At 51.3% G+C, this 12,145-nt stretch carries 13 protein-coding genes; all 13 read right to left on the minus strand.

Going from position 1 to position 12,145, the window contains the following annotated elements:
• Window positions 1–61: 61 nt before the first annotated feature.
• A complete protein-coding gene (locus RSX24_RS14060) occupies window positions 62–406 on the minus strand; it encodes an HU family DNA-binding protein (protein ID WP_438286832.1) in 345 nt (114 codons plus the stop codon).
• A gap of 144 nt (window positions 407–550) precedes the next feature.
• The gene (locus RSX24_RS14065; RefSeq protein ID WP_236419808.1) at window positions 551–1,537 is read right to left on the minus strand and encodes an ABC transporter permease; all 987 of its coding nucleotides are present in this window, start codon (window positions 1,535–1,537) and stop codon (window positions 551–553) included.
• Window positions 1,527–3,050, minus strand: a complete 1,524-nt coding sequence (locus RSX24_RS14070; RefSeq protein ID WP_343260959.1) for a sugar ABC transporter ATP-binding protein — start codon at window positions 3,048–3,050, stop codon at window positions 1,527–1,529. The genes RSX24_RS14065 and RSX24_RS14070 overlap by 11 nt, the downstream gene beginning before the upstream one ends.
• Window positions 3,051–3,178: 128 nt before the next feature.
• On the minus strand, window positions 3,179–4,276 hold the full coding sequence (locus tag RSX24_RS14075; RefSeq protein ID WP_236419812.1) for a sugar ABC transporter substrate-binding protein: 1,098 nt from the start codon (window positions 4,274–4,276) through the stop codon (window positions 3,179–3,181).
• A gap of 217 nt (window positions 4,277–4,493) precedes the next feature.
• The gene (spoIVA, locus tag RSX24_RS14080; RefSeq protein ID WP_236419814.1) at window positions 4,494–5,972 is read right to left on the minus strand and encodes a stage IV sporulation protein A; all 1,479 of its coding nucleotides are present in this window, start codon (window positions 5,970–5,972) and stop codon (window positions 4,494–4,496) included.
• 386 nt (window positions 5,973–6,358) lie between these two features.
• Window positions 6,359–7,138, minus strand: coding sequence for a YphF family lipoprotein (locus RSX24_RS14085; RefSeq protein WP_343260960.1), 780 nt, complete (start codon window positions 7,136–7,138; stop codon window positions 6,359–6,361).
• A gap of 62 nt (window positions 7,139–7,200) precedes the next feature.
• Window positions 7,201–7,551 carry a 2Fe-2S iron-sulfur cluster-binding protein gene (locus tag RSX24_RS14090; RefSeq protein ID WP_343260961.1) on the minus strand — a complete coding sequence of 117 codons (351 nt, stop codon included), beginning with the start codon at window positions 7,549–7,551 and terminating at the stop codon, window positions 7,201–7,203.
• Window positions 7,552–7,562: 11 nt separating this feature from the next.
• Window positions 7,563–8,180 (minus strand): hypothetical protein, encoded by a 618-nt coding sequence (locus RSX24_RS14095; RefSeq protein WP_343260962.1) that lies wholly within the window; start codon window positions 8,178–8,180, stop codon window positions 7,563–7,565.
• A gap of 92 nt (window positions 8,181–8,272) precedes the next feature.
• A complete protein-coding gene (locus tag RSX24_RS14100) occupies window positions 8,273–8,452 on the minus strand; it encodes a DUF2768 family protein (RefSeq protein ID WP_343260963.1) in 180 nt (59 codons plus the stop codon).
• A gap of 163 nt (window positions 8,453–8,615) precedes the next feature.
• The gene (locus RSX24_RS14105) at window positions 8,616–8,891 is read right to left on the minus strand and encodes a stage VI sporulation protein F (protein ID WP_236419824.1); all 276 of its coding nucleotides are present in this window, start codon (window positions 8,889–8,891) and stop codon (window positions 8,616–8,618) included.
• Window positions 8,892–9,001: 110 nt separating this feature from the next.
• Window positions 9,002–10,042: an NAD(P)H-dependent glycerol-3-phosphate dehydrogenase gene (locus RSX24_RS14110; protein WP_343260964.1), complete on the minus strand. Its 1,041-nt coding sequence runs from the start codon at window positions 10,040–10,042 to the stop codon at window positions 9,002–9,004.
• On the minus strand, window positions 10,035–10,658 hold the full coding sequence (gene plsY / locus RSX24_RS14115) for a glycerol-3-phosphate 1-O-acyltransferase PlsY (RefSeq protein WP_343260965.1): 624 nt from the start codon (window positions 10,656–10,658) through the stop codon (window positions 10,035–10,037). The genes RSX24_RS14110 and plsY overlap by 8 nt, the downstream gene beginning before the upstream one ends.
• Window positions 10,659–10,669: 11 nt before the next feature.
• Window positions 10,670–11,992 (minus strand): ribosome biogenesis GTPase Der, encoded by a 1,323-nt coding sequence (gene der / locus RSX24_RS14120; protein WP_236419829.1) that lies wholly within the window; start codon window positions 11,990–11,992, stop codon window positions 10,670–10,672.
• Between the last annotated feature and the right edge of the window lie 153 nt (window positions 11,993–12,145).

Consider the following 12,145-nt stretch of genomic DNA (forward strand, 5'->3'; position numbering starts at 1 on the left):
AAAAGAAAAGGCCGTGAACAAGTCACGGTCTTTTTGCTGGCATATGGAATATGTAGAAATCTTATTTAATTCCGTCTTTGAGCGCTTTGCCTGGTTTGAACGCAGGAATTTTGCTCGCAGGAATTTCGATTTCTTCCCCCGTTTGCGGGTTGCGTCCTTTACGTGCAGAACGCTCGCGCACTTCGAAGTTCCCGAAGCCCACCAATTGCACCTTGTCTCCGTTCTGCAAAGCCTCGGAGATCGCTTCGAATACGGCATCAACCGCTTTCGTTACATCCTTTTTGGACAATTCAGTCGCTTCGGCCACGTGGTTAATCAGGTCCGATTTATTCATTATTTTCACCTCCTGGATCAATATCCTGAATGTTATACTGTGTTTCCGTTTTATAGCGAAATATACGTTCATCCGCAAAAAATGTCAATCCCATCTCTGCTTCACAAACGAAAATCTGCGCTTCCGGTAGACAGTCATTTCCGGCAATGAGATCGCCTGAAATCAAGCATTTCAGGCGCCGAACAAATTTTATACTAATACAGACAGCCCACAATTTCAAGTCCGGTTGCGGTTCAGTACGTAAAATGTAACAGCCAAAGCCAGCACGAGTACGCCGCCTTTGACGATATCGTGAGCAAAATACTGCACGTTCATCATGGTCAGGCCGTTGACCAGCACGCCAATCAGCACTGAACCGATAAATGTGCCAATGACGTTGGGTTTGCCGGCTCCGAATACCGAAAAACCGACAAATACGGCAGCAACGGATTCCATCAGCAGCGGCGAACCCGCATCGATCTGGCCCGAACCTACTTTGGAAGCGTACAGAATGCCGCCAATCGCGGCAAATACGCCGGCAGCCACATAAGCAAGCGTCCTCACCTTTTTCACTTTGATGCCCGAAAGTCTGGCCGCTTCTTCATTGCCGCCCGTCACATACATCTGCCGTCCATACTTGGTATACGTCAGGAAAATGTGCACGCCAACCACCGCGATGATCAGCAGAATGACCGATATCGGCATGCCGAGCCATTTGCCCTGCCCAAGCTGCAGGAAAGTCGGATCCATCTCGCCTGCAGCCTTGCTGCCGTCGGGGAACTGCATATGATTATAAATGGTATACCCCTGAGCATACGTCTTGTGAATACCGCCGATGATATACATCATGGCCAGCGTGGCGAGCAAGTCCGGGATGCGCAGTTTTACAATCAATAGTGCATTCAGCAGTCCGATTATCGCCCCAAGCACCAGCGGGACAATGATAACGACCGCGAGCGGCTGTTGATACCAAATCATGAGCGAGGCCGTGACTACCGTCGTCAATGAAACTGTAGCGCCTACGGACAGATCAAAACCGTCCACAATGAGAGATAAGGTTACGCCGATCGCAACAAAGGTTACGATTGAGATGGAACCTAAAATATCCGTCATATTGCTGTACGTAAAAAAATAAGGCAGGCGTATGCCAAAAAAGGCTATAACCGCAATAATAACGATAATCGCTCCGTATCGGAACGCGAAATCCATAGTTTTATCCTTCATGTCGCACCTCTTGTCCACCGCTTGCGTAATATAGCAGTTGTTCTTGATTGGCTTCTCCCCGCTTGAAATGCTTCACGATCGTTCCTTCGCACATGACGGCGATGGTATCTCCGATGCCCAGCCCTTCGTCCAACTCGCAGGTAAAATAAATGATGGCTTTGCCGGCTTGCGCCAGTTCGTTGATCAACTTGAAAATATCGCTTTTGGCGCCGATGTCCACGCCTTTGGTCGGCTCGTCGAAGACGAACACTTCCGCATCCGTATTCAGCCATTTGCCGATCGCTACCTTCTGCTGATTGCCGCCGCTTAAATATTTGACCTCCTGGCGCACCGAAGCCGTTTTGATGCCAAGCTGAGCCACCAGGGATTCCGCATTTGCCCGTTCCTGCTTCCGGCTTACAAAACCCAATGTGCTAAGACGACCAAGCAAGGGCAAGCTCAAATTCCGTTCCACATTTTCATGGATCAGGATGCCCTGCTTGCGGCGTTCCTCGGGAACGGAAACGATCCCTGACGCCGCTGCGTCAGCAGGCTGTGATAATCGCAGCTTTCGCCCATCCAAAAAGATTTCGCCTGCCTCGAACTTGTCCGCTCCGATAAGCAGCCTCGAACACTCCGTTTTACCGGCTCCGACCAGGCCGACGACAGCAAGCACTTCACCCCTTCGGACCGAAAGGTCCACCCCTTTAACTTTGAGGCCTCGACGCAATCCTCTGGCCTCCAACAGCACTTCTCCCAGCGGCACTTCTGTTTTGGGAAATTCCTCGTCAAAGGTTTTGCCCAGCATTTGCCCCACCAGGTCGTGAATCGTCACCTCCTGCGCATTGCCTGTGAACACATGCTGCCCGTCCCGCATGACCGTTACACGGTCACAGTGAGCGGTAACCTCGACCAATCGATGCGTAATGAAAATGCAGGCGACACCGCGATCCTTCAAATGATGCACGATCCGGAAAAACGCATCCGTCTCTTCTTGGCTGAGCGGGGCTGTCGGTTCGTCAAAAATAATGACTTTGGCGTCCTGAACCAAAATTCTCGCCAGCAAAATCATCTGTTTTTCCGCAAGCGTGAGCTCGGCTACTTTTTTGTGCAAATCGATGCTTGCCCCAAGCTGTTTCAAAACTTCCCCGGCCCGCTGCTGCTGCTTTCGCGGACTGCTCCACCACCCCCGCGAAGAGGATGCCAACTGATCCAGCATAATATTCTCCGCGGCAGTCAACTGAGGCACCAGCGCGGCATCGACCTCTTGATACACGCAGTGGATTCCGTTTGCCTTGGCATCGCCTGGCGAAGTCAGCCGAAGACGTTGCCCATTCAGCGTGATCGAACCGCGATCCATCTGGTACGCGCCGGACAACATTTTCATCAGCGTGCTTTTTCCGGCTCCGTTGGCGCCAAGCAATGCATGGATTTCCCCGCCCCGGACGGAAAAATCAACGTCCTTCAGTGCAGGTACGCCTGCAAATTGCTTGCTGACCTGTTCCATTTGAAGCAAAATTGGCGCATCTGTCATGATGCTTAACCTCCTATCGCCTATGGCTCCCATAAGGAGTCTTTCTTTATTGTGAATTTTTCATCTATTTAATTTGTCATATATGATTGAAAAAAACGCGCCTTGCGGCGCGCTCCTGTTACGCTGCTTTATTTCGCAGTGATGCCATATTCCTTCATCCAGTCCTTGATGCCCTGCGTGCTTCCGCCCCAGCCCTCCACGTATTCGGACAGCTCCGAAGTAGAGATTTGCTGATCAGGCAGCGCATCACGCTGCACATACACGGGATTCAGCACGACCTTGTCCTCGGTCTCGTCCCCGTTCAGCTTCTGGTAGGCGTAACGGACCTGGACGCGTCCGATGTCTGTCGGGTCTACGGCCGCGGAGGCCACCCAAGGATTTTTCGGATCCTGAATCATTTGCAAATCCTCGTCGCTCATATCGATGCCGTATACTTTAATTTCGTCGCGGCCTGCTTGCTGGATCGCACGTGCCGCTCCTTTGGCAAACTCATCCCAAGCGGCCCATACCGCCGTGATCTCGCCTTTTGGATATTGTTTCAGAATGGCTTCCATTTTGGCCTGCGTATCCAGCGCCGGGTTTTGCGCGGAACCAAACGTTGCGATTTCCTTGATATCCGGATTCGCTTCCATGAATGTTCCGTATGCCAGCTGGCGCCGCTCCATTGGCGCAAATCCCGCCACCCAAACTTTAACGATGTTCCCCTGGCCGTTGATATCCTTCTTCATCTGTTCCAGCGTCAGCTCGGCCATTTTTTGGTCATCCTGGGACATTACCGTGGCACCAGGGACGTTGATGTCTGCATCAAAAACGACGATCGGAATGTTTTGTTCCACGGCCTTTTTGACGCCGGGTTCCAACAACGCATCGCCATGGTCTGTCAGGATGGCATCGAATTTCTGATTGATGGCGCTGTCCAGCAGCGATACCATTTTGGCTTTGTCGTTATCCGCCACGAACGTGGTCAGCTCGCCGCCAAATTTCTCGATTTCTTCCTTCACGCCCTGTACGTATTGCTGCGAGAAGGTTCCCGTATTAAACTCCATGATCAGTGCGATGCGTTTCCCGCTTAACGGCCCCGTAACCGCTTCGGTTTGAGGCTTGTCCCCTTCAGTCCCAGACGCTGTGGTCGAAGCCGGTTCTTTTTTGATTCCGCATGCGGATAGAGCCAGTGCAAGCACCAATACAAGCCCGAACCATGCCCATTTTACCGTTTTCGTTTTCATGTCTATATCCCCCTGTTCTCACTCGCTGTGTGACCTGGATCACAATAGTTGAGTATTAATATAACGACTAATTCCAAGCATGTAAATAGGTTTTAGTAATTTAAAGCTAGAAACCACTACATTTTTTCTTTTCACACTCTTTCATATCCAGTACAACCAAAATCATGAAGCGAATAACAAAAAAGATCGCAAGGATCATCCTCGCGATCTTTTCAACTTACAGTATGATGGCAATCAGTCCACCCGAGCCTTCGTTGATGATACGGCCGAGCGTTTCCTGGAGCTTGTAGCGGGCATTGTCCGGCATCATGGCAATTTTGCCCTGGATCCCCTCCCGCACGATCGAATGCAGGGAACGGCCAAACATGTCTGAATCCCATACCTTGATCGGATCGTTCTCGAAGTCCTGCATCAAATATCTGACGAGTTCCTCGCTCTGCTTCTCCGTACCGATAATCGGCGCGAACTCGGACTCCACGTCAACGCGGATCATATGAATCGACGGGGCAGTTGCCTTCAAGCGAACGCCGAATTTCGTGCCTTGGCGGATCAGTTCCGGTTCATCCAGTGCCATCTCGGCGAGAGATGGCGCCGCAATGCCGTAACCGGTCGTTTTGACCATCTCGAGCGCTTCGGCGAAGCGATCGTATTCCCGCTTGGCATGGGTGAACTCCTGCATCAGCTGCAATAAATGGTCTTTGCCCCGGATTTCGATCCCGACGACTTCGTATAGGATTTGATCGTACAGCTCATCCGGAGCGTACAAGTCGATTTCCGCCACGCCCTGCCCCATGTTCATGCCGCTGAGGCCCGCACGGTCAATGAATTCATACTCCATGAATTGCGACACGACGCGGTCCACGTCCCGCAATCTGCGGATATCTTTGACGGTGTCGCGCACCGAGTTTTCATAGTTGCTGCGCAGCCAGTGATTCTCATTCAGCACCATGACCCAGCTGGGAAGGTTCACGTTGACTTCATGCACCGGGAATTCGTACAACACTTCACGAAGAACTCCCGTGACATCATCCTCCGTCATCGTCGCCGCGCTGAGGGTCATGACCGGGATGTCGTATTTAGCCGCAAGCTCGGAACGCAGCTGCAGCGTTTCGTCGCTGCGAGGACGCGTCGAGTTGATGACCAGGACGAACGGTTTGCCCACTTCTTTCAGTTCGGCAATGACCCTTTCTTCGGACTCGACATAGGAACTGCGGGGAATTTCCGCAATCGTGCCGTCCGTAGTAACGACGACGCCAAGCGTCGAATGTTCCTGGATCACCTTGCGCGTGCCGATTTCGGCCGCTTCCTGGAACGGAATGGGCTCTTCGAACCAAGGCGTGGAGATCATTCTTGGCCCGTTTTCGTCTTCGTAACCTTTGGCCCCTTCCACAGCATATCCTACGCAGTCGACGAGCCGAACATTGACTTCCAGCCCTTCCGTCACCTTAATCTGAACCGCGTTATTCGGCACGAATTTAGGTTCGGTCGTCATAATCGTTTTACCCGCAGCGCTTTGAGGCAATTCATCCACTGCCCGGGCACGATCCGCTTCATTCGTGATGTTGGGCAGTACGATCGTTTCCATGAAACGTTTGATAAATGTTGATTTCCCCGTCCGGACCGCGCCAACAACCCCGAGATAGATGTCCCCTCCGGTCCGCTCGGCAATGTCCTTAAAAATGTCCACTTTCTCCAATGAAATCCCCTCCCTAAAATACTCCGAAGGAAAAATGCTAAAGAGCATCCGCTTCGTTTTTTCAATCAGAAGACTGAAATCCCTGCAACGGTAGAGCCGCCTTTGTGAGTGCCCGGAAGTCGTCCGCCGCCGAACATTGCATTCTGATGAAACCGGTGAAAGCGGCGTTAACTCGTACATGCAATTGGACTAGTATCATCTTATGTATCCGTATGCAGCAATATGACGCGTTTTTTCATTTTTTGTCCAACCCCTTTTCGCGGGATTAAGGCCTCTTTTCGGAGTATGACGCCTTAATTTCAATCTACTTTATGAGACTGGTCGTGCTTTTATGCGAAATTAAAAAGAGATACCCCTAACACAGGAATATCTCTATCAGAATTGAATTATTCTATTAGTCTGGCAACAGGCGTATTATTCTCCCATACATAGGCTACCGATTTGACCGGAACAAAATAGGAATGCTCCAACAGGACCTCCCGGGCATCTTCGGTCTCCGCCGGAGCTTTGCCCTCTTTCTCCACGGCCTGCATAATGTCAAACGCATAGTCCACGTATACATTTCCCGCTTCATCCATGATGAACGGCAGCTCCTGACCGGAATACACGCTGTTCAACCTCACTTCCGTTGTCTCAGGGCGCCCAGCCTTTTGCATATCCACCGCAAACAGTCCGTCGTACAGTTCTTCTCCTCTCGGCAGCTCATTGTTATGCTGTGCCTTGTATCGGTCCACCATCCGCTGCACGTCATTCACCTTCTGCACGGTATGCAGATCCATGACCTTGACTGCAGGCTCCGTTTCTTCGTTTTGAATCAAAAAGTAAGCGCTGCCGCCATTCTCAAACGCGGTCACCGGGATATCTTCCAGATACCCTTGCTGCTTTAATTTGGATAAATCCACTCTGAATTTTTCATATTTCGGGGTGCTCATGTCCGCATTCAACATCGGGAGAACCCCCTGGTCCTGCTGAAAAGCCTCCACGGCATCCTGAATGCGGTTTACGCTTTCACGGTAAGCCGTTTTGGGCTCGGTAACAGCCTGGGAAGGGTACATGCATCCGCTCAAGGCAAAACCGCTCAGTATGAATAAAAGCATTGCAAAGGTCTGGCGCCCCAGACCTGACCTCCCATGACTCTTTGCATGTTTAATCCAATCGATGATCATGTGCACCCTCCTCGAATCTGATGCATGGCTTCGTGTATGCCCCTCTTCATTAAGTGAGACGTTTACAACCAATCGTCTTCTTGCCTTTGCCGTTCCAATTGTTTGCGGATCGCTGCCTTCAGCGGATCTTCAGGTACATGTACTTTTACATCATGTCTCACTTTTGCCTGACATGCCAAACGCGTTCCCTGTTCCAGCAGCATTCCTAATTTTCGCTTCTCTGCATCAGCCGGAGGCTCAAGCCCCTTGAGCTGTTCTGCATCTACCCTCACTTTGCACATCAAGCATGCGGCTTTGCCGTCACAACGAGTCGTTATTTTTATGCCTGCACGTCGCGCCGCACTTAGCAGGTTCGTGCCGGATCTGACCCGAATGCTTTTGTTTTGAGGCAGAAAAGTAACCGTCTGATCCATATGTCTCCCCCTTAAATGCTCCATGAAAAACCAACAAGCTCCTGCACCTGCTCCCGAAAAAGGTTTGTCCACACATTTTGCTTGCCGAGCTCATCCAGCAGCGGCTGGTGCTTTTGCGGTTGTTTTCGAATCGCTTGGGCTATCGGTTCATACCGATCGGCCCGGCCTCGAAGCAGGTTGAACAGCAATTCGTGCGCAAGGGGCATCAAATGAACATGATGCGAGCCCAACCGAACGGACGGCGCATGGAATGCAAGTACACGTTCGATTTCGGTTCGATACCAATTGTTGCGTGACCACATCTCAAATCCGCCGACCAGCTCCATTGCGCACGCTCCGACTTGATAATGGCTTAACAGGGAAGCGTAGGGTCCCGTTGTATCCACAGCAGGTTCGTCCAATTTCCGTCCAGGCGCCACGCCATGAAGTTGTTTTGCTGCGGCAATATCCGCATAAATATCAATATCCCTTGGAGCCTGATTCAGCTCTACTTCTTGCAACAGCAACCCGCAGCTGCCTCCTAACAACCAGGTGTACGGTTGGTTGATCCAAGCCGCGGCCGTTTCCAGCAAAGCGGCGTGCAGATCAGGATATCGAGTCGTTAGACCCTCCGTTTCATGTGCTCCCATCCGTCAGCCTTCCCTTCTTCATCCGTATTCATTGTGCCAACTCCCATGATGTGCGTATGCGGATGCAATGCCGGGCATGTCAGGCATGCCCGTCAAATCAAGGCAGCCATTCCACCGATAAACCCAATCAGCATGACCAGAAACGCGATTAACGACAGTATGCCCCGTACAATGCCCTTGGTTTTGGCCCTTGCAAAAGTAATCAGGAAAACCGACAAGCCCATAATTAGAATGGCCACCAATGACAGCCACATCTTGTCCATTGCGCTCATGTTCAGCGTCTCCCCTTCGATCCGTCATTCATCACTGAAAGTGACAATTGCACACATTATATCATGAAACATCGCTCATCTTTCCAAAAAAAAGACAAAAAAACAAACCGGAATGATCCGGCCTGTTTTGTCTCGTAAAACGATCCGCGTACGCAGAATCGATTTATTGTTTTTTCATCATCATCTTCATCAAAGCTTCCATGTTGCTTGGGTTTAGTCCGCTCTTTTTGACTGCACTCACGATCTCCTTCACCGTATCTTCCGATACCGGAACCTTGGCCATGGCGGATACTTGCTTGATCAATTGGCGAAGCTGGGCCTCATTCTGCATCGTGGTTGGTTTAACCGTGCTTGCCAGTTTCTTGACGGCACCTTCCGTAATCGTTTTGCCCGTTTTTTTATTGATCGCTTTCAGTGCATCCTTGGAAATGTTGCTCATTCGTCTCCCCTCCTCCGGCAATACTCATGTGCATTATATGAGTCCACCAGGTAAAGGGTGAATAAGCTTCCACTACGCAGTCCGCGGCCCCCTTGTCTTATTCAGATCCATCAGGAATGCCATTGCTCCCACGTTTCGAGTTTCATGCTCTCCATCTCCGTTTTGGGATCCCTTCCCATCAATGCCTCAACCGCATCGCGGGGCTCCCGTCCTTGGAACAGAACATGGTACAGCTGATCGGCAATCGGCATTTGCACGCCGTACTTTTCGGAAATAAAATAGGCGGCCTTTGTGGTTCGAATCCCTTCGACAACCATGCCCATTGAGCCGAGCACGTCATCCAGCTTTTTGCCCTGACCCAGCAGCGAGCCAGCTCGCCAATTCCGGCTATGTTGGCTCGTGGCCGTGACGACAAGGTCGCCAACACCCGCCAAGCCGGAGAAGGTCAGCGGATTGGCTCCCATTTCAACGCCGATTCTCGTAATTTCGGCGAGTCCGCGCGTAAGAAGAGCGGCTTTGGCGTTATCGCCAAACTCCAGTCCGTCGGACATGCCTGCGCCAAGAGCGATGATGTTTTTGAAAGCCCCGGCAAGCTCCACGCCAAGCATATCCCGATTCGTATACACGCGGAAAAACGAGTTCATGAACAACGCCTGGGCAGCTTCAGCCGCTTTCTGATTCAGGGAGGCAACAACGACCGTTGTAGGGCAACGCTTCACCACTTCCTCGGCATGGCTTGGCCCTGACAGTACGACAATGTTTCCTTCCTCGCATTCCAGTTCCTCGGCGATGACCGTGGACATGCGTTTCAGCGACTCGGTCTCAAAGCCTTTGGTTGCATGTATAATTAACATTTCGGGTCGATAATATGCCTTAAGTTGGTGGGTCACCGAGCGCATTGCTGAAGACGGAGCTACGATCAACACCGCGGATGCACCTTCGACAGCCTCTGCCATAATTGTCGTCGCCCGAATGTTCGGCGGGAGCTGTGCGCCAGGCAAATAGCGTGAATTCACATGCGTATCGTTAATTTCGGCAGCGTGTTCCTCGCTGCGCGTCCACATGACCACATTCAACTGGTTGGCTGCCAAAACGCTGGCAAGCGCGGTTCCCCAGCTGCCTGCTACGAGAACGGCAACTTTTTTAGACAACGCGTTTCCCTCCTCCGGCGTTTTTCGATCCCAATTTGTTTTCTTGTCCCTTCGCCAGCTTGACAATATTCGTACGATGCCTCCAGAAGGCGAAAAGGCAAATAATCAGGCTGCCCCAGAACATCGTCATGGAGTACCCGGGGAATACCAGAATGAAAATCGGAGTCAACGCCACGAAAATGAGCGAGCCGAGCGATACGTAACGCGTGAATACGATGGAAAGGATCGCAATGATTCCCGCGCACAATGCGGGTGGAAAGGCCAATGTCGCCAATACACCGATCGCCGTGGCAATGCCTTTCCCGCCACGAAAACGGAAATAGAGAGGCCAATTATGCCCAGCAATTGCTGCGATACCTGCAAATGCAGGCGTCCACTCCGAACCGTTTCCAAGCCATATCCCAAGCCATACAGCCACAATCCCTTTGACCACGTCCAGCAACAGTACAAGAATGGCCGGGCCTTTGCCCAAGATGCGAAGTGTATTGGTTGCACCCGCATTGCCGCTTCCGTGCTGCCGAATGTCAATGCCCCGGATTGCTTTTGCCAGCAGGACACTAAAGCTGATTGAACCTAGCAAATAACTCAGGACAATCGCTGCGATTTGTAAGATCACAAACTTCTCCCCTAACTTTCGTCGGACTTCCTCCGAGTAAATATGCGGATTGGCGTGCCTTCAAAGTCGAACGCGCCGCGGATTTTGTTTTCGAGGTAGCGCTCATACGAGAAGTGCATCAATTCCGGATCGTTCACGAAAATAACCATGGTCGGCGGTTTGACGGCAACCTGCGTCACATAGTTGATTCTCATGCGGCGTCCTTTGTCCGTAGGCGGCGGATTGATGGCAACTGCATCGGATACGACGTCGTTAAGCAGATGCGTTTGTACACGCATAGCGTGCTGTTGCGCTACATGCTGCACAACCGGCAGCAATTTTTGTAAGCGTTGTTTTGTTTTGGCTGACAAAAATACCACGGGAGCATACGTCATGAAGAGGAAATGATCCCGAATCTTTTTCTCGAATTCATGCATGGTTTTATCGGTTTTGTCCACGACATCCCATTTGTTGACAACGAAGAGGGAAGCCTTACCGGCTTCGAATGCATAACCGGCTATATGCTTGTCTTGCTCGATGATGCCTTCCTCGCCGTTGATGACCACAAGAACGACATCCGCACGCTCAATGGCGCGCATGGCGCGCATCACGCTGTATTTTTCCGTGGTCTCGTACACTTTGCCGCGTTTGCGCATACCTGCCGTATCGATCAACACATAGCGCTGCCCATCTTTTTCAAAAGGAGTATCGATGGCATCGCGTGTCGTGCCGGCAACGTCACTGACAATGACCCGTTCTTCACCCAGGATGGCATTAACAAGCGAAGATTTCCCAACGTTCGGACGTCCGATCAAGGCTACGCGAATGACGTCGTCGTCGTATTGATCGTCCTCCAGTTCGGGCAAATTCTCCACGATGGCATCCAGCAAATCGCCAATACCTGTACCGTGGCTGCCGGATACTCCGATAGGGTCGCCGAAACCGAATGAATAAAATTCATAAATCAGCTCGCTTCGCCCGATATTATCTACTTTGTTGACGGCTACAACGATGGGTTTGCCCGAGCGGTACAGCATTTGCGCAACTTCCTCATCGGCTTGGGTCACGCCGGTTTTCGCATCACACATGAATACGATAACATCCGCTTCTTCAATGGCGAGCTCTGCCTGCATCCGGATGGACTTAATAATAACGTCCTCACCATCAATTTCGATACCACCTGTATCGATAATGCTGAATGGTTTGCCGTTCCATTCCCCGATGCCGTAAATACGGTCACGGGTAATTCCCGGCTTGTCTTCCACAATGGCCAACCTGTCGCCGATGATCCGATTAAAAATCGTGGATTTGCCCACGTTCGGCCGACCGACAATCGCCACAACGGGTCTTGCCATACATTCCACTCCTCTTGTCCATACTTCGATACCCATCATAGCAAAAAACGCATGTCTTGGCTAACTTTTCATCACATTGTATCTGAAGGAAAAATGCCTCGGCTAATGGTTTTTCAGTAAGGGAATCCACGGTTATCGGAAGTCCCCTCGCCT

Origin of the sequence: Paenibacillus hubeiensis (assembly GCF_032334105.1) — a bacterium.
GTDB lineage: Bacteria > Bacillota > Bacilli > Paenibacillales > Paenibacillaceae > Paenibacillus > Paenibacillus hubeiensis.